Origin of the sequence: Micromonospora sp. WMMD737 (genome assembly GCF_049179055.1) — a bacterium.
GTDB classification, from domain to species: domain Bacteria; phylum Actinomycetota; class Actinomycetes; order Mycobacteriales; family Micromonosporaceae; genus Micromonospora; species Micromonospora reichwaldensis.
The window spans coordinates 3,217,183-3,240,496 of record NZ_JBMHMH010000001.1 but is presented as its reverse complement, the minus strand read 5'-3'; the positions used below and the strand labels follow the sequence as shown (position 1 = coordinate 3,240,496).

22 protein-coding genes, 3 pseudogenes and 1 riboswitch are annotated in these 23,314 nt (G+C 73.8%); of the genes and pseudogenes, 18 read left to right on the top strand and 7 right to left on the bottom strand.

Translation table 11 applies throughout. The features are described from left to right. Window positions 1-37 precede the first annotated feature (37 nt). From ACN27A_RS13825 to ACN27A_RS13790, 8 genes and pseudogenes are all read left to right on the top strand, one after another. Window positions 38-784 (top strand): annotated as a pseudogene (locus ACN27A_RS13825) (PhoH family protein); the annotation flags it as partial. Between the two features lie 207 nt (window positions 785-991). After that, window positions 992-1,537, top strand: a pseudogene (locus tag ACN27A_RS13820) (LAGLIDADG family homing endonuclease); the annotation flags it as partial. A 267-nt stretch (window positions 1,538-1,804) separates the two neighbouring features. Then, window positions 1,805-2,164: pseudogene (locus ACN27A_RS13815) on the top strand (PhoH family protein); the annotation flags it as partial. Between the two features lie 15 nt (window positions 2,165-2,179). After that, entirely contained in the window at window positions 2,180-2,653 is a 474-nt protein-coding gene (gene ybeY / locus ACN27A_RS13810) for an rRNA maturation RNase YbeY (RefSeq protein WP_132240405.1), read from the top strand. Next, window positions 2,629-4,041, top strand: a complete 1,413-nt coding sequence (locus ACN27A_RS13805; RefSeq protein WP_132240462.1) for a hemolysin family protein — start codon at window positions 2,629-2,631, stop codon at window positions 4,039-4,041. Before ybeY ends, ACN27A_RS13805 begins: the two co-directional genes overlap by 25 nt. Beyond that, complete coding sequence (locus tag ACN27A_RS13800) at window positions 4,034-4,420, top strand: cytidine deaminase (RefSeq protein ID WP_101412356.1); 387 nt, start codon at window positions 4,034-4,036, stop codon at window positions 4,418-4,420. Before ACN27A_RS13805 ends, ACN27A_RS13800 begins: the two co-directional genes overlap by 8 nt. Beyond that, window positions 4,417-5,313, top strand: a complete 897-nt coding sequence (gene era / locus ACN27A_RS13795; protein ID WP_421453276.1) for a GTPase Era — start codon at window positions 4,417-4,419, stop codon at window positions 5,311-5,313. The genes ACN27A_RS13800 and era overlap by 4 nt, the downstream gene beginning before the upstream one ends. Before the next feature lie 176 nt (window positions 5,314-5,489). Continuing rightward, complete coding sequence (locus tag ACN27A_RS13790; RefSeq protein WP_421453273.1) at window positions 5,490-6,698, top strand: acyltransferase family protein; 1,209 nt, start codon at window positions 5,490-5,492, stop codon at window positions 6,696-6,698. Here ACN27A_RS13790 and ACN27A_RS13785 read toward each other — a convergent pair. Beyond that, window positions 6,685-7,515 carry a DUF4097 family beta strand repeat-containing protein gene (locus ACN27A_RS13785; RefSeq protein WP_421453270.1) on the bottom strand — a complete coding sequence of 277 codons (831 nt, stop codon included), beginning with the start codon at window positions 7,513-7,515 and terminating at the stop codon, window positions 6,685-6,687. The genes ACN27A_RS13790 and ACN27A_RS13785 overlap by 14 nt on opposite strands. A 100-nt stretch (window positions 7,516-7,615) precedes the next feature. Here ACN27A_RS13785 and recO point away from each other — a divergent pair, with 100 nt between their 5' ends. The 3 genes from recO (at window position 7,616) to ACN27A_RS13770 (ending at window position 9,520) form a co-directional block, all read left to right on the top strand. Further along, a complete protein-coding gene (gene recO, locus ACN27A_RS13780; protein WP_421453267.1) occupies window positions 7,616-8,458 on the top strand; it encodes a DNA repair protein RecO in 843 nt (280 codons plus the stop codon). A gap of 8 nt (window positions 8,459-8,466) precedes the next feature. Next, on the top strand, window positions 8,467-9,270 hold the full coding sequence (locus ACN27A_RS13775; RefSeq protein ID WP_421453264.1) for an isoprenyl transferase: 804 nt from the start codon (window positions 8,467-8,469) through the stop codon (window positions 9,268-9,270). A gap of 64 nt (window positions 9,271-9,334) precedes the next feature. Further along, entirely contained in the window at window positions 9,335-9,520 is a 186-nt protein-coding gene (locus ACN27A_RS13770; RefSeq protein ID WP_311413809.1) for a hypothetical protein, read from the top strand. A gap of 159 nt (window positions 9,521-9,679) precedes the next feature. On the opposite strand, the gene gndA is transcribed toward ACN27A_RS13770, so the two are convergent. Beyond that, entirely contained in the window at window positions 9,680-11,122 is a 1,443-nt protein-coding gene (gene gndA / locus ACN27A_RS13765; RefSeq protein ID WP_421458459.1) for an NADP-dependent phosphogluconate dehydrogenase, read from the bottom strand. A gap of 552 nt (window positions 11,123-11,674) precedes the next feature. Here gndA and ACN27A_RS13760 point away from each other — a divergent pair. Beyond that, complete coding sequence (locus ACN27A_RS13760; protein ID WP_421453262.1) at window positions 11,675-11,911, top strand: hypothetical protein; 237 nt, start codon at window positions 11,675-11,677, stop codon at window positions 11,909-11,911. Between the two features lie 120 nt (window positions 11,912-12,031). Here the strand turns inward: ACN27A_RS13760 and ACN27A_RS13755 are convergent, their stop codons facing one another. The 3 genes from ACN27A_RS13755 to ACN27A_RS13745 all read right to left on the bottom strand — a co-directional run bounded on the left by ACN27A_RS13755 (window position 12,032) and on the right by ACN27A_RS13745 (window position 15,135). Next, complete coding sequence (locus tag ACN27A_RS13755) at window positions 12,032-12,832, bottom strand: energy-coupling factor transporter transmembrane component T family protein (protein WP_151452832.1); 801 nt, start codon at window positions 12,830-12,832, stop codon at window positions 12,032-12,034. A gap of 126 nt (window positions 12,833-12,958) precedes the next feature. Continuing rightward, a complete protein-coding gene (locus ACN27A_RS13750) occupies window positions 12,959-14,374 on the bottom strand; it encodes an ABC transporter ATP-binding protein (RefSeq protein ID WP_421453259.1) in 1,416 nt (471 codons plus the stop codon). 167 nt (window positions 14,375-14,541) lie between these two features. Continuing rightward, complete coding sequence (locus ACN27A_RS13745) at window positions 14,542-15,135, bottom strand: ECF transporter S component (protein WP_421453257.1); 594 nt, start codon at window positions 15,133-15,135, stop codon at window positions 14,542-14,544. Between the two features lie 73 nt (window positions 15,136-15,208). Then, window positions 15,209-15,314, bottom strand: a riboswitch (TPP riboswitch). Window positions 15,315-15,513: 199 nt separating this feature from the next. On the opposite strand from ACN27A_RS13745, the gene ACN27A_RS13740 reads away from it, so the two are divergent. From ACN27A_RS13740 to ACN27A_RS13715, 6 genes are all read left to right on the top strand, one after another. Beyond that, a complete protein-coding gene (locus ACN27A_RS13740; protein ID WP_421458458.1) occupies window positions 15,514-16,515 on the top strand; it encodes a permease in 1,002 nt (333 codons plus the stop codon). After that, a complete protein-coding gene (locus tag ACN27A_RS13735) occupies window positions 16,512-17,369 on the top strand; it encodes a TIGR03943 family putative permease subunit (RefSeq protein ID WP_421453254.1) in 858 nt (285 codons plus the stop codon). Before ACN27A_RS13740 ends, ACN27A_RS13735 begins: the two co-directional genes overlap by 4 nt. 56 nt (window positions 17,370-17,425) lie before the next feature. Further along, complete coding sequence (locus tag ACN27A_RS13730) at window positions 17,426-18,256, top strand: alpha/beta fold hydrolase (RefSeq protein ID WP_421453252.1); 831 nt, start codon at window positions 17,426-17,428, stop codon at window positions 18,254-18,256. Between the two features lie 56 nt (window positions 18,257-18,312). After that, complete coding sequence (locus ACN27A_RS13725) at window positions 18,313-19,077, top strand: sugar isomerase domain-containing protein (RefSeq protein ID WP_132240392.1); 765 nt, start codon at window positions 18,313-18,315, stop codon at window positions 19,075-19,077. Window positions 19,078-19,230: 153 nt separating this feature from the next. Beyond that, on the top strand, window positions 19,231-19,731 hold the full coding sequence (locus tag ACN27A_RS13720; protein WP_421453249.1) for a DUF6328 family protein: 501 nt from the start codon (window positions 19,231-19,233) through the stop codon (window positions 19,729-19,731). 115 nt (window positions 19,732-19,846) lie between these two features. Next, window positions 19,847-21,943 (top strand): acyl-CoA dehydrogenase family protein, encoded by a 2,097-nt coding sequence (locus tag ACN27A_RS13715; protein ID WP_421453247.1) that lies wholly within the window; start codon window positions 19,847-19,849, stop codon window positions 21,941-21,943. Window positions 21,944-22,103: 160 nt separating this feature from the next. On the opposite strand, the gene ACN27A_RS13710 is transcribed toward ACN27A_RS13715, so the two are convergent. Then, window positions 22,104-22,709, bottom strand: a complete 606-nt coding sequence (locus ACN27A_RS13710; protein ID WP_421453245.1) for a hypothetical protein — start codon at window positions 22,707-22,709, stop codon at window positions 22,104-22,106. Between the two features lie 210 nt (window positions 22,710-22,919). Further along, on the bottom strand, window positions 22,920-23,312 hold the full coding sequence (locus ACN27A_RS13705) for a Fur family transcriptional regulator (protein WP_192581556.1): 393 nt from the start codon (window positions 23,310-23,312) through the stop codon (window positions 22,920-22,922). Window positions 23,313-23,314 lie beyond the last annotated feature (2 nt).

Sequence of the window (23,314 nt, the reverse complement as noted above, 5' to 3'; positions counted from 1 at the left end):
ATCGAGAGCAGGTGCGCAGGGCCCCTCGGCCCGACCTATGACCGGCACCCCACCTCCCGGCCCGCCCCGGGTGCAGACCAGGATCACCGTCCCGGATTCCAAGATCATGGTCAACCTGCTCGGCGCGGGTGACGAGATCCTGCGACTGGTCGAGCGCTCGGTCGACAGCGACGTGCACGTCCGGGGCAACGAGATCACCATCACCGGCGCCCCCGCCGACAACGCCCTCGCCGAGCGGATCTTCAGCGAGCTGCTGGAACTCATCGAGAAAGGCGAGACCCTGACCACTGACGCCGTGCGGCGTACCGTCGGCATGCTCGAGCAGGGCGGCGCCGAGCGGCCCGCCGAGGTCCTGACGCTCAACATCCTCTCCCGGCGCGGCCGCACCATCCGTCCCAAGACGCTGGGGCAGAAGCGCTACGTCGACGCGATCGACGCGCACACCATCGTCTTCGGCATCGGCCCCGCCGGCACCGGCAAGACCTACCTGGCGATGGCGAAGGCCGTCCAGGCGTTGCAGGCCAAGCAGGTCAACCGGATCATCCTGACCCGGCCGGCGGTCGAGGCGGGGGAGCGGCTCGGCTTCCTGCCCGGCACGCTCAACGAGAAGATCGACCCCTACCTGCGCCCGCTCTACGACGCGCTGCACGACATGCTCGACCCGGATTCCATCCCCAAGCTGATGGCGGCGGGCACGATCGAGGTCGCGCCGCTGGCGTACATGCGGGGGCGGGCGCAGCCCTATGACGCCCGGGTCCTGACTCCGGAAGGCTTCAAGCCGTTCGGGTCGCTCCGGGTGGGTGACCTGGTGATCGGCTCGAACGGGACGCCCACGCCGGTGATCGGCATCTTCCCGCAGGGACGCAAGCAGGTCTACCGGGTCACCGCCCAGGACGGCGCGTCCACCCTCTGCTGCGGCGAGCACCTCTGGACCGTCGCGACGCCGGAGGACAAGCGGCGCGGCCGTCGGCGCACCCTCGAGACGCGCCAGATGGTCGGCAAGGAGCGGCGGGGGCACGCCCACCGGTACGAGCTTCCGGTCGTGGCGCCCGTGCACATGGAGCCGCAGGACGTCCCGCTCGACCCGTACGCGGTTGGTCTGCTGCTCGGGGACGGCTCGATCTCGTCACGAGCGACGCCCGCCTTCTGCACGGCGGATCCGGAGCTCGCCGTCGCACTCGAGGCAGCGCTGCCCGACATCGAACTCGTCCGCAAGGGCGACTACGACTACGTCCTCCGGCACGTCAACGGGCACCGGGGCGGGGTGATCGTCGCCAACCCGGTCACGGTCGCCGTCCGCGAGCTGGGCCTGGCCGGGGCCACGTCGGGCACGAAGTTCGTGCCCGACGTCTACAAGAACAACAGCCTCGACGTCCGCTTGGCCGTGCTTCAAGGTCTGCTGGACAGCGACGGCGGGCCGGTCGTCCAGGCCGGGCGCACGTGCCGGGTGCAGTACTCGACGACCTCCCCGCGGCTGCGGGACGACGTGGTGCACCTGGTCCAGTCGCTCGGCGGCGTGGCCACGTGGCGGGTGCGGGAGGCCGAGGGCCGCCAACCGGGGCTGGCCAAGGGACGTCCTGTTCCCTACCGCGCCGACGCGTACGTCGTGGAGATCCGGCTTCCCGCCGGTGTGCCGCCGTTCCGCCTGTCGCGCAAGCGTCGGCTGTACGACGAGCACGGGGGCGGCCGGCCGATGCGCTTCATCGACTCGATCCTCCCGGCGGGGTTCCAGGAGACGATGTGCATCCAGGTCGCGGCGGAGGACTCGCTGTACGTGACCGACGACTTCCTGGTCACGCACAACACCCTCAACGACGCCTTCATCATCCTCGACGAGGCGCAGAACACCACGCCCGAGCAGATGAAGATGTTCCTCACCCGGCTCGGCTTCAATTCCAAGATCGTCGTCACCGGTGACGTCACCCAGGTGGACCTTCCCGGCGGCACGACCAGTGGCCTGCGGGTGGTCCGGGAGATCCTGGAGAACGTGGAGGACGTGCACTTCGCCGAGCTCTCCAGCTCCGACGTGGTCCGCCACCGGCTGGTCGGGGAGATCGTCGACGCGTACGCCCGCTGGGACGAGCGGGAGAACCAGCAGGCGCAGAGCGTGCACGCCGTGCCGGGGCGGTCCGCCCAGGGCGGCCGGGCCGGCCGGCGCCGCTAGACCGAGGGAAGACTGTTGTCCATCGAGATCGCCAACGAGTCGGGTGTCGACGTCGACACCGACGCCGTGCTCGCCGTGGCCCGGCACGCCCTCGACGAGATGGGGGTCAACCCCCTCGCCGAGCTGTCCGTGCTGCTGGTCGACATCGACTACATGACCGAGCTCAACCATCGGTGGATGGGCGGCGACGGCCCGACCGACGTGCTCGCCTTTCCCATGGACGAGGGCAGCGTCGACCACGGGCCCGGTGAGACGTCCGCCGCCGGCGGCGAGCCCGCACTGCTCGGCGACATCGTGCTCTGCCCGGAGGTGGCGGCCAAGCAGGCGGCCACCGCCGGTCACGCCGCCGCCGACGAGTTGCACCTGCTCACCGTGCACGGGGTGCTGCACCTGCTCGGCTACGACCACGCCGAGCCGGAGGAGGAACGGGAGATGTTCGCCCTCCAGGCCCGGCTGCTGGCGAGCTGGCGGTCGACCCGGTCCCGGTGATGGCCACCCCGACACTGGCGGCCGCCGCCACCGGCCTGCCCGATCTGCAACTGCTGGTCTTCGCGGCCGGCCTGGTGGTGCTGGCCGGCCTCATCGCCATGACCGAGGCGGCTCTCGCCGCAGTCTCGCCCGCCCGCGCCGCTGAGCTGGCCCGCGACGGCGCGCGGGGCGCACGCACGCTCCAGGCCGTCGCCGGGGACGTGGTCCGCCACCTCAACCTCCTGCTCCTGCTGCGGTTGCTCGCCGAGCTGACCGCCACCACCCTGGTGGCGCTGGTCGCGGTCGACACCTTCGGCGCGGGCTGGCGCGCGGCGCTGGTCACCGCCGGCGCGATGACCGTGATCAGCTTCGTGGTGGTCGGGGTCGGCCCCCGGACCATCGGGCGGCAGCACGCGTACGTGGTCGGGCGGTCCGTCGCCCCGCTGGTCCGCTGGCTGGGCCGGGCGCTCAACCCGCTCGCCTCGCTGCTGATCCTGATCGGCAACGCGGTCACGCCGGGCCGGGGCTTCCGGGAGGGGCCGTTCGCCACCCAGGTGGAGCTGCGCGAGCTGGTCGACCTGGCCGAGCAGCGCGGTGTCGTGGAGCACGGCGAGCGGCAGATGATCCACTCGGTCTTCGCGCTCGGCGACACCATCGCCCGGGAGGTGATGGTGCCGCGTACCGAGATGGTGTGGATAGAGGAACGCAAGACGCTCTCCCAGGCGTTGGCGCTCTTCCTGCGCTCCGGTTTCTCCCGGATCCCGGTCATCGGCGAGAGCGTCGACGACGTGCTCGGCGTGCTCTACCTCAAGGACCTGATCCGGCGGACCCAGGGTGGTGCCCCGGAGGACCGGCAGCTCCCGGTCGCCGAGCTGATGCGCCCCGCCACCTTCGTGCCCGAGTCCAAGCCGGTCGACGACCTGCTCTCGGAGATGCAGGCCGCCCGCAACCACCTGGTCATCGTCGTCGACGAGTACGGCGGCACCGGCGGGCTGGTCACCATCGAGGACATCCTGGAGGAGATCGTCGGCGAGATCACCGACGAGTACGATGTCGAGCGCCCGCCGGTCGAGCACCTCGACGACGGGGCGGTGCGGGTCACCGCGCGGCTCCCGGTGGAGGATCTGGGCGAGCTGTTCGACACCGACCTCCCCACCGACGAGGTGGAGACCGTCGGCGGCCTGCTCGCCCAGTCCCTGGGCCGGGTCCCGATCCCCGGGGCGCAGGTCGAGGTCGCCGGGCTCCAGTTGGTCGCCGAGGGCACCACCGGCCGACGCAACCGGATCGACACCGTGCTGGTGAGCCGGGCGGAGTCGACCGACACGCAGAACGGCCCGGGGCGTGGCGAGCACGCCGAGCCCCGGGACGACACGAACCGATCCGAGGAGAGGCAACCCGCCGATGCCTGAGTCACCCGCCGTACCGGCCGCCCGGCCCACCCCGTCCGACCCGGTCGAGCTGAGCGCCGAGGACGGCAAGCTGGTCGTCCTGGCGCGGGGCGCGCGTGGCCGGGTGGGCGCCGTGGAGGGCGCGGCGGTCCGCGACCAGGACGGTCGGACGTACGCGGCGGCCAGCGTGTCGCTGCCCTCGTTGACGATCACCGCGCTCCAACTCGCGGTGGCGTCCGCGGTGGCGGCCGGCGCGACCCGGCTGGAGGCCGCCGTGGTGGTCACCGAGGCGTCGACGCTGGACGGCGCGGGACACGCGGCGGTACGCGACCTCGCCGCGGACGCGCCGATCCACGTGGCCGCCCCGGACGGGTCCGTCCTCGGCACGGTGGTCGAGTGAGCGATCTCCAGCCGCGCCCCTACCGGGCCGGGTTCGCCTGTTTCGTCGGCCGGCCGAACGCCGGCAAGTCGACGCTGACCAACGCGATCGTCGGGCAGAAGATCGCCATCACCTCGAACAAGCCGCAGACGACCAGGCACATCATCCGGGCCGTCCTGCACCGCCCGGAGTCCCAGCTCGTGCTGGTCGACACCCCGGGGCTGCACCGCCCCCGTACGCTGCTCGGCGAGCGCCTCAACGACCTGGTCCGGCAGACCTGGAGCGAGGTCGACGTGATCGGCCTCTGCATCCCGGCGGACGAGCCGATCGGGCGGGGCGACCGGTTCATCACCGGCGAGTTGGCCGAGTTGAAGGCCACCGTGCTGGCGGTGGTCACGAAGACCGACCTGGTGGACCGTAAGCGGCTGGCCGAGCAACTGCTCGCGGTCAGCGAGCTGGGCGAGTTCGCCGAGGTGGTGCCGGTCAGCGCGGTCTCCGGGCACCAGGTGGACACCCTGGTCGACGTGATGACCGGCTACCTTCCCGAGTCGCCGCAGCTCTACCCCGACGACATGCTCACCGACGACCCGGAGCAGGTGCTGGTCGCCGAGCTGATCCGGGAGGCCGCCCTGGAGGGCGTCCGCGACGAGCTGCCGCACTCCATCGCGGTGGTCGTCGAGGAGATGGTCCCCGAGGGCCGGCTCATGAAGATCTATGCCGACGTCTACGTCGAGCGCCCCAGCCAGAAGGCGATCGTGATCGGCCACCGGGCGAGCCGGCTCAAGCACGTCGGCACCACCGCCCGCCAGCAGATCGAGGAGCTGCTCGGCACCCGGGTCTACCTCGACCTGCACGTCCGGGTGGCGAAGGACTGGCAGCGGGATCCGAAGCAGCTGCGCAAACTGGGCTTCTGACGCCTAGGGGCCGGGACGCGCCGCGTCCCGGCCCAGAGCCCGTCGGACGCATGATCGGTATCGGTCGGACGTATGGAAGATGTCACCTTCTGGTGGGTTCCCTTCTGTTTGGCATGCTCGGCCCGGAGGGTAGGGGGTAGGACAGCCCCCGTATCCCCGGACATAGATGCAGGCTGATGCGAAACCGATACCTGGACCTGCTCCGCTTCCTGGCCATCGTTCGAGTCGTCGTCTACCACGTCACCGGTTGGGCCACGCTGACCCTCGTCTTCCCGGCGATGTCGGTGATGTTCGCGCTCGCCGGCTCGCTGATGGCGGCCTCACTGCACCGGTGGGGGCCGGGGGCGGTCGTGCGCCGGCTGCGGCGCCTGCTGCCGTCGCTGTGGGTGCTCGCCGCCGTCTTCGTACCGGCCATGCTGCTCACCGGGTTGCCGCTGAGCCCGAAGGTGCTGCTCTGGCTCTTCCCCATCGCCGACCCGCCGGCCAACGGCTGGGGCGCGATCGCGCTCAGCGTGATCTGGTACCTGCGCGACTACCTATGGTTCGTGCTCGCCTCGCCGGCGGCCCTCTGGCTGTTCCGGCGCGCCCCGGTGCCCACCCTGATCGCCCCGTACGCCCTGCTCGCGGCGGCCGAGCTGGGCCTGCTCCCGGCGCTGCCGGTGGCGCTGCACCAGTTCGGGCTCTACTTCGGGGCCTGGCTGCTCGGCTTCGCCCACCAGGCCGGCATGCTGCGCCGCCTCGCCAACCGGGTGCTGGTCCCGGTCGCGCTGGCCCTCGCCGCCGCCGGGGCCGCCTGGATCGTCACCCACCCGGGACCGCGCGGGTACGACCTGAACGACAACCCCCTGGGCAACGCCCTCTGGTCGGCGGCCTTCGTCCTCGTGCTGCTCGGTCGGGGGCCGGCGAGCGCACCATGGGTGGACCGCAGCGCCGCGTTCGGCCGGGTGGTGACCATGTTCAACCGGCGGGCGCTCACCGTCTACCTGTGGCACATGCCGTTCGTGGTGGCGCTCACCCCGCTGGTCGACGTGGTGGGCTGGTCGCACCAGGACCCGCTCGGCCTGGCGATCCGGGTGGCGCTGGTCTTCGCGCTGGTCGCGGCGGTGACCGCCCTCGTCGGTTGGGTGGAGGACGTGGCGGCCCGCAGGCCGCCGGAGCTGGTCCCCGGCCGGGCCCGTCCCGGCCCGGCCACCGTCGGCGCGTCCGCCGACAGCAGGGCCGGCGGACCGGCCACCCGGCACAAGGTCGACAACCACCGGGCCGGCGGACCGGCCACCCGGCACGGGGTCGACGGCAGGGCCCGCGGACCGGTCAGCGGGCGGGCGGTGGTGCCGGCGCCCCGGGCCGCGCGCGAGCCGGAGACCGTCGAGATCAACGCTGGGTGAGCGTGATGTCGCCGCTGCCGGTGGAGAGGTCGAGCACCAGCGTGGCGGACGGGTCGTCGGTGACGCCCAGTTCGGCGTCGCCGCCGTCGGTGGTGGAGCGGACCCGGTAGCGGCCCGCCGGCACGACCAGGTCGACGCTCCCGCTGGAGGCGTGCACCCGCGCCGAGGCCGGCGTCGTGAGGTCGACGGTGATGTCCCCGGAGCCCGTCTCCGCGTCCACCCCGCCGCCGAGGCGGTGCCCGGTGATGTCGCCCGACGAGGTACGCAGCGTGGCCGCGGCGGCGACCTCCTCGACCTCGACGTTGCCGGAGCCGGTCTGGGCGCGTACGGGCCCGCCGGCGCCGGCCACCTGGATGTTGCCGGAGCCGGTCTCCGCGCGTACGGGGCCGCTGGAGGCGGTCACCCGGATGTTGCCCGAGCCGAGCCGCATCTCCACCGGGCCCACCCTGCTCAGGTCGACGTCACCGGAGCCGGTCTCGCCCTTCACGCTCACCCCGTCCGGGGCGGTGACCTCGTAGGAGATGCTGCACCGGGAACCGCAGTCGGTGTCCAGCACCAGCTCGCCGCCCTTGACCTCGTACGTCGCGTCGGGCTGACCGCCCTGGTAGCGCACCACCCGCTTGATCCGCACCTCATCCTGCGCGCCGATGGCGCGGACGGTCACGTCGCCGGCCCCCGGAAGCACCCGGATGCTGTTGATCCGGACCGCCTCGGTGTTGTCGTAGTCGAGCCGGCGGAAGGACAGGTTGTCGCACCCGGCGGCGACGATCAGGGTGGTGGCCGCAGCGAGCGCGGCGGCGGTGCGGTGCAGAGCCATGCGAGCACGCTACGAGGCGTGACGGCCCCCGCGCATCGGGGTTCCGCACGCGGACACCCCGAGCTGACCCTGATTCCGCACCCCGAGAGAGAATGGTCCGATGGCCGGGTACCGCCGACAGCTCTACCGCGACGACGCGGTGGTCCTGCGCGTGCAGAAGCTCGGCGAGTCCGACCGGATCATCACCCTGCTGACCCGCCGGCACGGCCGGCTCCGCGCGGTGGCCCGGGGGATCCGCCGCACCACCAGCAAGTTCGGGGCCCGGCTGGAGCCGTTCGGTCACGTCGACCTCCAGCTCGCCGGCGACCCGAAGGGCAACCACGGCAGCTCGCTGCACACGGTCAGCCAGGTCGAGGGCATCGACCTCTACGGCAAGCGGTTCCTCGGCGACTATTCCCGCTACACGGCGGCCAGCGCGATCGCCGAGACCGCCGAGCGGCTCACCCCCGTCGAACGGGAGCCCTCGCTGCGGCTGTTCCAGCTCACCCTGGGCGCGCTGCGGGCGCTCGCCGAGGGCAGTCACGACACCACCCTGGTGCTCGACGCGTACCTGCTGCGGGGCATGACGCTCGCCGGTTGGGCGCCGGCGCTGACCGCCTGCGCCGTCTGCGGCACGCCGGGGCGGCACCGGGCGTTCTCCGTACCGGCGGGGGGCGCGGTCTGCCCGGACTGCCGGCCGCCCGGCGCGGCCCATCCGGCCCCGGCCACCATCGACCTGATGTCCGCGCTGACCAGCGGCGACTGGCGGGTCGCCGACGCCACCGAGACCGGCGTACGCCGGGAGTGCAGCGGCCTGGTCGCGGCACACCTGCAGTGGCACCTGGAGCGCGCGCTACGCTCGCTGCCGCTGGTCGACCGGGGCGCCCCGGGGGCCGGCCCGGTCCCGCCGCCGCCCGGCGTCGGGTCCGGTGCGGACGGTGTGAACAGGGGGAGAACCGAGTGATCCGATCGATGAGGGCCGGGCGTCGCGAGCCGGTGCCGCCGACTCCGCACCCGTCGGGCGCCCGGCCGCCGGCGCTGCCCGCCGACGCGGTGCCGCAGCACGTCGCCGTGGTGATGGACGGCAACGGCCGGTGGGCCAAGGATCGCGGGCTGCCCCGCACCAAGGGCCACGAGGCGGGGGAGTTCTCCCTCTTCGACACGGTCGAGGGCGCCATCGAGATGGGCATCCCCTACCTGTCGGCGTACGCCTTCTCCACCGAGAACTGGCGGCGCTCGCCGGACGAGGTCCGGTTCCTGATGGGCTTCAACCGCGACGTCATCCGCCGCCGCCGTGACCAGCTGGTCGACCTGGGGGTGCGGGTGGTCTGGTCCGGCCGGGCCGGCCGGCTCTGGAAGAGCGTCATCTCCGAGTTGCAGACGGCGGAGGAGATGTCCCGGGGCAACTCGACGCTGACCCTCCAGTTCTGCGTCAACTACGGCGGTCAGGCCGAGATCGCCGACGCCGCCGCCGCCATCGCCCGCGACGTGGCGGCGGGCCGGCTGGACCCTGGGAAGGTCAACGAGAAGACTGTCGCGAAGTACCTCTACCACCCGGAGATCCCCGAGGTGGACCTGTTCCTGCGTCCCTCCGGCGAGGAGCGGATCTCGAACTTCCTGCTCTGGCAGACCGCGTACGCCGAGCTGATCTTCCTCGACACGCTCTGGCCCGACTTCGACCGCCGCCACCTCTGGTACGCCTGCGAGCTCTACGCGCAGCGGGACCGTCGCTTCGGCGGCGCGCTGCCCAACCCGGTCGCCCCGCCGCCCGCCTGAGGCTTACCGCCCGGTCGTACGGGGTACCACGGTGGTCAGCAGCCACCGACGGAGGTGAACCCACATGATCCAGAAGCGTATTGCCCAGTGGGCGATGATGGCCGTCGCCGTGCCGTTGGCGGCGGCGGGCGCGCGCCGGCTCAGCCACACGCTGGAGGCCCGCCGCGGCCCGACCGGGGTGAGCCGCCTGCTCACCAAGGGCGCCGACATGCTCCGCCCGCAAAAGGCGAAGCGCCGCCGCTTCTTCTGACCACCCCCCGCCCACCCACCCGCAAACCACACCCCGTGCCCGAACCCGAACCCCCGACCCGTCCGTCGATCATGCAGTCGTGGTGCCCCGCGAAAGCCCCACACCGGGGCGTTCCGACCACCAGAAGTGCATGATCGGCTCGCGGGTCGGGGGTTCGGGTCAGGTTCTGGTTTCGGTGCGGTCGGTGGGCCAGCGGGTGTGGAAGGTGCCCTCGCGGTCCACGCGCTGGTAGGTGTGCGCCCCGAAGTTGTCCCGCAGCGCCTGGATCAGGGCGGCCGGCAGCCGCTGGGCGCGCAGCGCGTCGAAGTACGCCAGCGACGAGGCGAACGCCGGAGCCGGCACGCCCGCCCGCGCCGCGTCGGCCACCACGCGCCGCCAGCTCGGCACGCCGTCGTTCACGGTGTCCGCGAACCACGGCGCCACCAGCAGCGTCGGCAGGTCGGGCCGCTCGTCGTACGCCTGGCGGATGCGGTCGAGGAAGCGGGCCCGGATGATGCAGCCGCCCCGCCAGATCGTCGCGGTGCCGCCCAGGTCGATGCCCCAGTCGTACTCGCGGGAGCCGGCGCGGATGTGGTCGAAGCCCTGCGCGTACGCGACGATCTTCGAGGCGAGCAGGGCGCGGCGGACGTCCTCGACGAAGGCGTCGGGGTCCTCGACCCGCCAGGTCGCGCCCGCGTCCGGAAACGCCCGCCGGGCCGCCTCGCGCTGGTCGGCGTGCCCGGACAGCGAGCGGGCGAAGGTCGCCTCGGCGATGCCGGTGATGGGGATGCCCAGGTCGAGCGCGCTCTGCACCGTCCAGCGGCCGGTGCCCTTCTGCTCGGCGCGGTCCAGCACGACGTCCACGAACGCCCGCCCGGTGGCCGCGTCGGTGTGCGCCAGCACGTCGGCGGTGATCTCGATCAGGAAGGACTCCAGCTCACCGGAGTTCCAGCCACGGAAGGTCTCCGCGATCTCCGCCGGCTGCGCGCCCAGTCCGGCCCGCAGCAGGTCGTACGCCTCCGCGATGAGCTGCATGTCGGCGTACTCGATGCCGTTGTGCACCATCTTGACGAAGTGCCCGGCGCCGTCCGGCCCGATGTGCCGGCAGCACGGCACCCCGTCCACCTGGGCGGCGATCCGCTCGAAGATCGGCCCGAGCGTGCGGTACGACTCCGCGGATCCGCCCGGCATGATGCTCGGGCCGCGCAGGGCGCCCTCCTCGCCACCGGAGACGCCGGTGCCGACGAAGTGCAGGCCGTGGGCCCGTAGCGCCTCCTCCCGCCGTCGGGTGTCGGCGAAGTGCGCGTTGCCGCAGTCCACGACGATGTCGCCCGCGTCGAGCAGCGGGACCAGCTCGTCGACCACGGCGTCGGTGGGACCGCCCGCCTTGACCATCACGATGACCGCGCGGGGCCGCTCCAGCGACGCGACGAAGTCGGCCATCGACTCGGCGGGCAGGAACGTCCCCTCGTCCCCGTGCTCCTCGACGAGGCTGCGGGTGCGCTCCGGTGACCGGTTGTGCACCGCCACGGCGAAACCGTTGCGGGCCAGGTTGCGGGCCAGGTTCCGGCCCATCACCGCCAGCCCGGTCACGCCGATCCGTGCTGTCGCCCGCCCGGCCATCCGTCCGCCCTCCGCCGTCGACACCCGCCGGTGCGACCGTATCGCCGGGCGGGGCGCCCCGGAGCCGTGTCGGGCACTCCGTCACCGCCACGTGGCGGTCGCCCCGAAGGGCACGAGGGCCGCCCGACGATCCTGCGCCGGGCGGTCTCCCCGGGACGCAACCGGCCCCGAGACCCTTCGCCGGGCGGCCTGCCTCCGCGAGGCGTGCCCGGCCTGCCGTGGACCCTGCCGGGCGGCCTCTGCGGAGGCGCGACCGGCCGGTCGCGGACCCCGCCGGTAATTCGGCTGCGCGCGAACGGTGGGGCGGCTAGCGTGTGGGCATGCGCAACTGACGCCCCACTTCCGAGCCGACCCGCCGCATCGCCGCGGGTCCGCGTGCTCCCGGGCGTCCGCATCCCGCACCTGCCGTCGACGGCGGTGCTCCTCGTGGTCGATCCCGGGCAGCTGTCCCGATCCCGCCCGACCGTCGCGTGACGGTCGCCGAACGAGACGGGCCCCGGTCACCGGACGTCGCTCCGGTGCGGCAGGGCCCGCAGACCGAGGAGGCACCGGATGCCCGCCAGGCGCAACCCGAAGAAGTCCCGTACCACCGTCCCCACGCCGTCCGTCGCGGACCTGACGCCCGTCAACCTCGACGAGGTGGCGGTCGCGCCGGTCGTGCCGGCGCTGCCGGTCGACCGGCCGGCGGCGCCGAAGGCCGGTCCGCCGGTCTCCGGCGCCGGCCGCTCCGGCACGCTGCGCGGCCAGAAGGCCGGGCAGGCCCGCCGGTACGCCTTCCGGCGCAGCTGACGGTGCCGGCCGGGTGGAGCCGTCGTCACCGGCGCCTCCACCCGGTCCGCCCGCCCGCACGCGCTCGACCACCCGGGCATGCGCCTCCACCCGGCCCCGCCCGCCGACCAACGGGCGGCGTCAGCCGATCAGCGGGCGGAAGGTGCCGAGCAGCACGCTGACGGTCAGCGCGGCCCCGGCGAGCACCGCCGCGCCGGCGATCAGCAGGCCGTCGGCGGCGACGAAGCGCTGTCGCCGGGCGACGGTGCGCGGGACCCCGGCGTCGAAGCCCCGGGCGTCCATCGCCACGGCCAGCCGGGTGCCCCGGCGGATCGCCCCGACGAGCAGCGCGAAGGCCGTCGACACGAACAGCCGCAGCTTCGCCAGGGGGTTGCGGCCGGCCTCGACCCCCCGGGCGCGACGCGCCATGGAGATCATCTGCCACTCCTGCCCCAGCAGCGGCACGAGCCGGAACGCGGCCAGCGCCCCGATGGCGAACCGGGCCGGCGCCTTCGCGTTCTGGATCAGCGCGTCCGCCAGGTCGGTCGGGTCGGTGGTGGCGAAGACGATCACGCCGGGCAGCGCCACCGCGAACATGCGCAGCACCAGGCCGAGCGCGGTGAGCAGCACCCCGGAGGTGACCACCACCGGACCGGCCTCGACCAGCACCCGGCCGGAGCGCTCGGCGGCGAAGAGCACCAGCGTCACCACCACGCCGACCGCGCCGACGAGCAGCGGCCAGGCCCGCCGCGCCAACACCCGGAAACGGACCCCGAACAGCGGCAGCAGGGCCAACTCGACGGCGATCGCGATGGCCGGGGCCACCGGGTCCAGGGTGGCGATCAGGATGAACGAGAACACCAACGCCGCGGCGAGCTTGGCCACCGGGTTGCGCCGGGCCAGCAACGCCTCCGGCGCGGCGACCGGCTCGAAACTGATCACGCCCGCCTCATGCTGGAGCGGCGGTCTGGGTGGGTGACCGGTGCGGCGGTTCGGACGCTGGTCACGGGCGCTCCAGGGTGAGGCGGCGGTCTGGGTGGGTGACCGGTGCGGCGGTTCGGACGCTGGTCACGGGCGCTCCAGGGTGAGGCGGCGGTCTGCCAGGGCGGCGACGAACTCCGGGTCGTGGGTGACGGCGACCAGGCCGTGCCCGGCGTCGCGCAGCTCGGCGAAGAGGTCCACCAGCTCCAGCCAGGTCCGCCGGTCCTGGCCGAAGGTCGGTTCGTCGCAGACGAGCAGGCGGGGCGCGGTGGCCAGGGCTGTCGCCACGCTCAGCCGCCGCGCCTCCCCGCCGGAGAGGGTGTACGGGTTGGCGGCGGCGAGTTTCGTCAACCGCAGCCGGGACAGCAGGGTGTCGACGGTGGTCCGGACCGCCGCCTCGGGCTGGGCGGTGCGGCGCGGCCCGAGCGCCAGCTCGTCGAAGACGGTGTTGGTGACGAACTGGTGCTCCGGGTCCTGGAAGACCGAGCCGATCCGGCGGGCCAGTGCCGGGGCGCGCCAGCGGTGCGGTGGAGTGCGGGCGTCTCCACGGGCCAGTGCCGTCGTCGCGGCGATCCGGCCGGCCCCGGGCTTGAGTAGCCCGCCCAGCAGCAGGGCGAGGGTCGACTTGCCGGCCCCGTTGGGCCCGACGACGGCGAGCGCCTCGCCGGCGCGTACCGCCAGGTCGACGGGGGCCAGCCGGGGCGGCAGGCCGAGCCGGTCGGCGGCGAGCAACACGTCGCCGGGCGGCGCGGTCGCGTGGCGGGGCGGTACCGGGCGGCCGGGCACCCAGACGCCCTCGTCGGCGAGCGTGTCGCCGTGCGTACCGAAGACGGCCTCGGGCGTGCCGTCGGCGCGGACGCCGCCGCCGGGTTCGAGCACGACCACCCGGTCGACCAGGGGCAACGCCTCGGCGACGCGGTGCTCGACCAGGATCAGCGTGGTGTCGGCGTCGAGCGCGCCGGCCACCGCCGCCCGGATCAGCGCCGCGCCGGTCGGGTCGAGGTTGGCGGTCGGCTCGTCGAGCAGCAGCAGGCCGGGGCGTAGGGCCAGCACCCCCGCCAGGGCGAGCCGCTGCTGCTCGCCGCCGGAGAGCGCGGCGGTGGGGCGGTCGCGGGGGTACGGGAAGCCGACCCGGGTCAGCGCCTCGTCGACGCGGGGCCAGATCTCCTCGGCGGGGGTGCCGCGGTTCTCCAGCCCGAACGCGACGTCGTCGCCGCTGCGGGCCATCACGAGCTGGGTCTCCGGGTCCTGGAAGACGATGCCCACCCGCTCCCGGCCCTTGCGGGGGTCGAGCCCGTCGATCTCGACGGTGCCCTCCTGCTCGCCCGAGTCCTCGGGCAGCAGCCCGGCCAGCGCGGCGAGCAGCGTGCTCTTGCCGGCCCCGGAGGGCCCCAGCAGCAGCACCCGCTCCCCGGCTTCCACGCGCAGGTCGACCCCGCGCACGGCCCAGGCCCGCCGCCCGGCATGCCGCCACCCGAACCCCCGCAACGTCACCGCCCCCACGCCGCCCCCTCCCGACCCAACCCCAACCCCAACCCCAACCCACCCACCCCCCCACCCAACCCCACCCCACGGCGTCGATCATGAGGTTGGCGGCACCAACGGAGATCGACATCGCCGTCAACCTCATGATCGCCAGCGCCGCGGGGTGGGGTGGGTGGGTGGGCGGGTCAGATCGGGGTGCGGTCTCGGGCGGCGGGGAAGCGGTCCAGGGCGCCCGTGGTGGCCAGGGCGCGGGTCAGGGCCCAGCCGCCGGCACCCGCGACGATCGTGGCGCTGACGATGGTGAGCAGGGCGTAGGGGATCCGGTAACTGCCCAGCGCGTACTCGGTGTTCCAGACGAAGAAGTCGAACAGGGCCGCGCCGAGGCCGGTCAGCGCGCCCGCGATCAGCGCGGTGGGCAGCCGGAACGAGCGGTACCGGAACGCGGCGAAGGCCAGCTCGGCGCCGAGACCCTGGATCAGGCCCTGGACGATGGTGACGCCGCCCCACTCCGAACCGAGCAGCGCGGAGACCGTCGCCGCCACCGCCTCGCAGAAGAGCGCCGCGCCGGGCTTGCGGATCACCAGACCGCCGAGGACGGCCGGGACCAGCCAGACGCCGTACATGATCGCCTGGCTGGCGGGGAAGAACGCGAACGCCGGGTCGACGGCCCGCCACAGCAGGCCCCAGGCCCAGAAGATGACGCCGAAGGCCACCGCGATCACGGCCGCGACGACGACGTCGACGGTACGCCACCGGGTGGCGGTGTTGTTGTCTCGCATGATTGCTCCCAGTCCCGAACGAGAACCAGGAGAAGACGCACGCCGCGCCCGGAACGTACCGGACGTCGACGCGGCTGGAGGTCGACCGAACTCCCTGCGCTGGCATTACCCAGATCAGGTTCGAGGGTCTGCGGGCGGTGCCCGCACTCTCAGCGCTGTGCGCTCCCCTGTCGGATGTGAAGTTGTGGCCCGACGCTAACACCTTCGAAGATCATCGGGCAAAGTGATCTTTCCGCAGCTCATCGGCGCGGTCGATCGACGCCGTCCGTGCCGGCCCGGTACCCTCGGGCGGCCACTGGAATCCGGCAGAGGGACACGTACGTGACATCCGAGGCTGACCGCCGCGCGCCGGACGGGTCGCACCCGGGCGCGGTGGGCGTGGCCGCCCCGGGCGTACGCGAGGAGAAGCCGGCGGCGCCCCGCGGCCCGGACCGGCGGGTCGGGTCGGTGGAGGTCCTCGCCGGCCTGCTGATCCTGCTGGTCGTCTTCCGCGAGCCGCTCGCCCGGGCCCTCTCCGCGCCCCGGTTGCAGACCTGGACCACCGTCTTCGTCTCGGTCATGGTGCAGGCGGTGCCGTTCCTGGTCTTCGGGGTGCTGCTCTCCGCGGTGATCGCCGTCTTCGTGCCCCGGTCGTTCTGGGCCCGGGCGCTGCCGCGGCACCCCGCGCTCGCGGTGCCGGTGGCCAGCGCGGCCGGCGTGGTGCTGCCCGGCTGCGAGTGCGGGGCGGTGCCGATCGCCGGATCGCTGATCCGGCGCGGGGTCACCCCGGCCGCCGCGTTGGCGTTCCTGCTCGCCGCCCCGGCGATCAACCCGATCGTGCTGACCGCCACCGCCGTGGCCTTCCCCGACGACCCGGCGATGGTCCTCGGCCGGGCCGTCGCGAGCCTGCTCGTGGCGATGGTCATGGGCTGGCTGTGGCTGCGCCTCGGCCGGGCCGACTGGATCCGGCTGCCGCGCCGGCCGGAGCTGGACGGCGGCCCGCGCGGGCAGGCGTTCTGGGGGGCGGTCCGGCACGACGTCACGCACGCCGGCGGCTTCCTGGTCATCGGCGCGGCGGCCGCCGCCACGATCAACGTCGTGGTGCCGGAGCGCTGGTTGCAGACGCTCGCCGACGAGCCGGTGCTGTCGGTGCTCGCGCTGGCCGTGCTCGCCGTGCTGCTCTCCCTCTGCTCCGAGGCGGACGCCTTCGTCGCCGCCTCGCTGTCGCAGTTCTCGCTGACCTCCCGACTGGTCTTCCTGGTGGTGGGGCCGATGGTCGACCTCAAGCTCATCTCGATGCAGGCCGGCGTCTTCGGCCGGCGGTTCGCGCTGCGGTTCGCCCCGACCACCTTCGCGGTGGCCGTCGCCGTGGCCGCCGCGACCGGGGCGGTGCTGCTGTGAACCGGCAGGCGCAGGCGGTCGTCCTGCTGCTGCTCGGCGGCGCGGTGGTCCGGGCCAGCCTCACCGACCTGCACCTGCGCTACGTCAAGGAGGGGCTGCGGCCCTTCCTGATCGCCGCCGGCCTGCTGCTGGTGGCCGCCGCGGTCATGACCCTCTTCTACGAGCTGCGCCCGCTCCTGCGGCGCACGCCCGCCGGCCACCACGACGGCCCGGCCGGTGGGCGGCGGCCCCGGCGCACACCCGGCCCCGACGCTCCCACCGCCGCCACCGACGACGAGGGCGACGACGGGCACGAGGGCGACGACGGGCATGCCGGGCACGAGGGCGACGGCGGGCATGACGGGCACGGACACCGCGAGCCGCGGGTCGGCTGGCTGCTGATCCTGCCCGTGCTGGGCCTGCTGCTGGTCGCCCCGCCGGCCCTGGGCTCGTACGCGGCCGGGCAGGCCGGCACCGCCGTCACCACCCGGCAGCAGCCGTCCGACTACCCGCCGCTGCCCGCCGGCGACCCGGTGCGGGTGACCGTGCTCGACTACGCCTCCCGGGCCCTGTTCGACCGGGGCACCTCGATCGGCGAGCGCCGGGTCCAGCTCACCGGCTTCGTCACCACCGGCCCCGACGGCCGGCCGCTGCTGGCCCGGATGGTGCTCTCCTGCTGCGCCGCCGACGGGCGGCCGGTCAAGCTGGGCCTGACCGGCGCGGCCCCCGACGGGCTCGCCGACGACACCTGGATCGAGGTGACGGGCCGCTACAGCGACCGCATCGCCCGCGACCCGGTCAACGACGCCGAGATCCCCTACCTGGACGTGGAGTCCTGGCGGCAGGTGCCCGTCCCCCGGCAACAGTACGAGTGACAGGTGGGCCCGGCAGTCCCGGGCGGCCAGGTGCGGCGCTGGGTAGGCTCACGATCATGCGGATCGAGGCCCGGGGGTTCACGTTCGAGGTCCGCGTCGGCGGACCGGAGGGCGGCACGCCCGTCCTGCTGCTGCACGGCTTCCCCCAGCACGGCGGGGAGTTCGACGACGTGGTGCCCGCGCTGCACGCCGCGGGACTGCGCACGTACGCGCCGGACCAGCGCGGCTACTCGCCGGGCGCCCGGCCCGAGGCGGTCGAGGCGTACCGGCTGCCGGAGCTGGTCGCCGACGCGGTGGGCGTACTCGACGCGCTGGGCGTCGACGCGGCGCACCTGGTGGGGCACGACTGGGGCGCGGTCGTGGCCTGGGCCGTCGCGGCCCACCACGCCGACCGGGTGCGCACGCTGACCGCGGTCTCCGTGCCGCACCCCGCCGCCATGGCGTGGGCGCTGACCGAGGACGCGGGGCAGAAGGCGCGCTCGGCGTACATGACGGTGTTCCGCAAGCCGGGCACGGCGGAGAAGGCGCTGCTGGTGCTGGGCGCGACCGGGCTGCGCCGGATGCTGCACGGGGTCGGCGACGACGCGCGGGTGGCCTCGTACGCGGACCCGATGCGCGAGCCGGGCGCGCTGACCGCCGCCCTGAACTGGTACCGCGCGATGTCCCGCCGGGACCTGGCCGCCACCGGGCCGGTGGCGGTGCCGACCACCTACGTGTGGAGCGGTCGCGACATCGCGATCGGCCGGACCGCCGCCGAGGCGTGCGCCGAGCACGTGACCGCCGACTACCGCTTCGTCGAGCTGCCCCGGGTGAGCCACTGGATCCCCGACGAGGCGCCCGCCGCGCTGGCCGAGGCGATCCTGGCCCGGGTGCACGACCCGGTCTGACCTTCCCCGCGACACCGGCCGGCGGACGCCGGGCCCACCCCTGACGGAGGTACGACATGGACCGAGCAGACACGACGGTGAAGGCCGAGGACTTCCTGGCCGTGGTGACCGACACGATGCACCGGGTCGCCGAGAGCCAGCGCGAGGCGGTGGGGCGGGCCGCCGACCTGATCGCCGAGGCGGTACGCGCCGACGGCGTGGTCCACGCGTTCGGCACCGGCCACTCCGAGGCGCTGGCCATGGAGATCGCCGGGCGGGCCGGCGGGCTGGTCCCGACGAACCGCATCGCCCTGCGGGACCTGGTGCTGCTCGGCGGCGCCCCGGTCGACGTGCTCGGGCCGCTGCTGGAGCGTGACCCGGCGGTGGCGCACCGCCTCTACGAACTGGCCCCGGTCGGCCCCCGGGACGTCTTCGTGCTCGCCTCCAACTCGGGCGTGAACGGCGCGATGGTGGAGTTCGCGTCGCTGGTCAGGGAGAAGGGCCACGGGCTGGTAGCGATCACCTCGGCGCAGCACTCCGGGCAGATGACCTCGCGCCACCCGTCGGGACGCAAGCTCGCCGACTTCGCCGACGTGGTGCTCGACAACGGCGCCCCGTACGGCGACGCGACGCTGCCACTGCCCGGCGGGGGCGCGGTCGGCGCGGTCTCGTCGATCACCGCGGCGCTGCTGGCGCAGCAGATCACGGTCGAGGTGGTGGCGCGGCTGCTGGCGGCGGGGGAGCGGCCCCCGGTCTACCTGTCGGCCAACATCGCCGGTGGCGACGAGCACAACAACGCCCTCGAGGCCCGGTACGCGGGCCGGATCCGCCGCGGCTCCTGACGCCTTGTGGCTACGGTCGGCCGCATGACGGTCGACCCGGAACCGGCGCGTCAGACAGTGACGTGAGTCGGTTTCGCGCGTCGACGGGTGGGGCATCAGCGATGCTGCCGCCGGCCGCCCCCGCCGGCAGTACCGTCTGACCGGAGGTAGCGCGTGTCCAAGGAAACCGAGAAGCAGCGCTGGCAGCGCAACTTCGCCGACCTGCTCCAGGAGCTTCGGGTCGCCCAGACCGGCGTGCAGATCCTCTTCGCGTTCCTGCTCACCCTGCCGTTCAGCAACGGCTTCACCCGTACGAGCGGCTTCCAGAAGGACGTCTACATCGTCGCGTTGCTGGCCGCGGCCGCCGCCACCGCGATGATCATCTCTCCGGTGGCGTTCCACCGCGCGCTGTTCCGGCAGGGCCGCAAGCCGGAGCTGGTCCGGTTCGCCCACCGGATGGCCAGCGGTGGGCTCGCCTTCATGCTGATCTCGATGGTCAGCGCGGTGCTGCTGATCACCGACTTCGTGCTGGACCGGAGCATCGCCCTGGTGCTCAGCGGCCTCACCGGCCTCTGGTTCCTCACCTTCTGGGTGTTCCTGCCGTTCTCCCGCCGCAACTGGGGCGACGACGACACCGACGACGACGAGAACGAGCCACGGTCCCTCAGCGACTGACGAAGGTCGACACAACTCGATATTTACCAATCGCTACCCCTGGGTAACACCCGGGGGTAGCGTGCTGTTCGTCGAGCACGTTGACGCATCCGGACCGAGGTTCGAGGGGGCCGCCGTGACCGCGACACACAACAGCCGACCCGCGCCCGACGGATCAGGCGCCGACCAGCCGCCGCCATCGACAGACGCCCCGCCTGCCGCCGCCGGCAACCCGCCTGCCGCCGCCGACTCCCCGCCCGCGGCCGGCGCAGCCGGGCCCCTGCCGACCGAGGCCGGCCAGGTCTCCGAGAAGGAGGCCCGACAGGTCGCCGAGGCGGCCCGGGAGTCCTCCTGGGACCGTCCCAGCTTCGGCAAGGAACTCTTCCTCGGCCGGTTCCGGCTCGACCTGATCAACCCCTGGCCGCGCTCCGACCCGGCGGACGTCGCCCGCGCCGACGAGTTCCTCAGCCGGTTCCGCGAGTTCCTCGCCTCCGAGGTGGACGGTGCCGCGATCGAGCGGGACGCGTCCATCCCGGACGAGGTGTTCCAAGGAATGGCCCGGCTCGGCGCCTTCGGCATGAAGATCGACCGGTCGTACGGCGGGCTCGGACTCAGCAACCTGCACTACTGCCGGGCGCTCATGCTGGCCGGCTCGGTCAGCCCGGCGATCGGCGCGCTGCTCTCGGCGCACCAGTCGATCGGGGTGCCGCAGCCGCTGAAGATGTTCGGCACCGCCGAGCAGAAGCAGCGCTTCCTGCCCCGGCTCGCCGCCGGTGAGGTGTCGGCGTTCCTGCTCACGGAACCGGACGTCGGCTCCGATCCGGCCCGGCTGGCCACCACCGCCGAGCCCACGCCCGACGGCACCGGCTACCGCCTCAACGGCGTGAAGTTGTGGGCCACCAACGGCACCGTCGCGTCCCTGCTCGTGGTGATGGCCCGGGTGCCCGCCGCCGAGGGGCGGCGCGGCGGGATCACCGCCTTCGTCGTCGAGGGCGACACCGAGGGCATCACGGTCGAACGGCGCAACGCCTTCATCGGCCTGCGTGGCCTGGAGAACAGCCTGACCCGCTTCCACGACGTCTTCGTACCGAAGGAGAACGTCATCGGTGGCGAGGGCAAGGGCCTCAAGATCGCGCTGACCACCCTGAACACCGGGCGGCTGTCGCTGCCGGCGATGTGCGTCGGCGCCGGCAAGTGGGCGTTGAACGTGGCCCGGGAGTGGGCCGTCGACCGGGTGCAGTGGGGCCGGCCCGTGGGCGAGCACGAGGCGGTGGCCCAGAAGCTGTCCTTCATCGCCGCGACGACGTACGGCATGGAGACCATGCTGGACCTCTGCTGCCTGCTCGCCGACGACGACCGTAACGACATCCGGATCGAGGCGGCGCTGGTCAAGCTCTACGCCAGCGAGATGGCCTGGAAGATCGCCGACGAGCTGGTGCAGATCCGGGGCGGTCGCGGCTACGAGACGGCCGACTCCCTCGCCGCGCGGGGCGAGCGACCGGCCGCCGTCGAGCAGCTGCTGCGCGACCTGCGGATCAACCGCATCTTCGAGGGCTCCACCGAGATCATGCACCTGCTCATCGCCCGGGAGGCGGTGGACGCCCACCTGTCGGTCGCCGGAGACATCATCGACCCGGACGCCGGGCTCGGCCGCAAGGCGAAGGCCGGGGCGCGGGCCGGTGCCTTCTACGCGAAGTGGCTGCCCACCCTCGCCGTCGGCAGGGGACAGCGCCCATCGGCGTACGCCGAGTTCGGCCCGCTCGCCGGCCACCTGCGGCAGGTGGAGCGCGCCTCGCGCAAGCTGGCCCGCTCGACGTTCTACGCGATGTCCCGCTGGCAGGGAAAGATGGAACGCAAGCAGGCGTTCCTCGGCCGGGTGGTGGACATCGGCGCGGAGCTGTTCGCGATGTCCGCGGTCTGCGTGCGCGCCTACGCCGAGCGGGACACCCGCCCCGAGGACGTCGAGCTGGCCGACCTGTTCTGCCGGCAGGCCCGGGTACGCGTCGACGCGCTCTTCACCGCCCTGTGGGACAACACCGACTCCGTCGACACGGCCGCCGCGAAGCGGATCCTGGCCGGGCGCTACGCCGCGCTGGAGGACGGCGTGATCACCCCCGCCGACGACCTGCCCTGGGTGGCCCCTTGGTCGCCGGGCCCGTCCACCACCGCCGACACCCGCCGCCGCATCCCACCCCCGCCCCCGCCCCCACCCCCGCCCCCACCCTCCTCCTGACCACCCCTCCCCGGCCCGCCCGCTGGCGTCGATCATGCAGTCGTGGTGCCCCGCGAAAGGCGCGAAAGCGACCGTTCCGGGCGCCATAACTGCATGATCGCCGGGCCGGGCCGGGCCGGGGCGGGCCGGGGCGCGGCGGGGCGCGCTGGGTGGGGCCGGGTCAGCGAGTGCCCTTCAGGCCGAGGTGGCGTAGTTCCAGGGCGGCCAGGGCGTCGACCGTGGCGTCGTCGCCGCGTCGCCACGACTCGGCCACGTCGGGGGCGATCCGGGTCAGCCGGCCCAGCGGCTGGGTGGCCAGCGCGCGCAGGGCGAGCAGGTCCCGGCCGGCGGGCGCGGCGGCCAGCTTCGCGGCCGAGCCGGCGCGGCGCATCCAGCGCACCCGCAGCGGCAGCCAGCCGAAGAACACCAGGCCGAGAGGGAAGACCAGCACGGCGACGGCCAGCGCGAGGGCGAGCTGGTCGACCAGTTCCTGCTGGTCGCGCCCCGCCTCGGCCAGCGAGCGGGCGGCGGTGGCGGCCCGCTCGAACGGCGCGGTCAGCTCGTCGCCGACCAGCGGCACCCGGCCGACCTTGCCGCCGGCGTCGGCCAGGTTGTCGGCCAGGCCGCCGCCGGCGCCCTCCAGCTTCTGCCCGGGTACGGCGAGCTTCTGGACCAGGTCGTGCAGCCACAGCGCGCCACGGATCGCGCCGTACACCCAGGCGACGACGAGCAGGTCGGTGATCAACTGTCGGACGGCGGTCGGGAAACGATCGGCGTAGATCTTCACGCCGGACAGCGTGCCACGTGCGCGGGCCCCTGGCACGGCGCGAACGACGGCACACCGCCCGGCGGACGGCGGGCGCCGACGCAACGTGGCCCGGCGGGCGCCGACGCAACGTGGCCGGCGGACGGCGCAACGTCGGACCCGCGCCCGCGGTGGCGGGCGGGCGCTGGCCAGCGCTACGGGCGGACCCGGCGGACTACGCTACGGGCGGGGTCAGCTCGCGCAGGCCGGGCAGGTGCCGAAGATCTCCAGGGTGTGGCTGACGTCGGCGTAGCCGTGCTTCGCCGCCACCCGCTCGGCCCAGCTCTCCACCGTCGGCCCCGCCACCTCCACGGTGCGGCCGCAGGTCCGGCAGACCAGGTGGTGGTGGTGGCCCTCGCTGCACCGGCGGTAGAGGTGCTCGCCGCCCGGCGGGCGCATCACGTCGATCTCGCCCGTGTCGGCGAGCCCCTGGAGCGTGCGGTAGACGGTGGTCAGCCCGACCCGCTCGCCGCGCTCGCGCAGCATCGCGTGCAGCTCCTGCGCGCTGTGGAAGCCCTCCAGCTCGCCGAGCAGCGCGCTCACCGCCGAGCGCTGCCGAGTGTTGCGGACCGTGGAACCCGCCATGA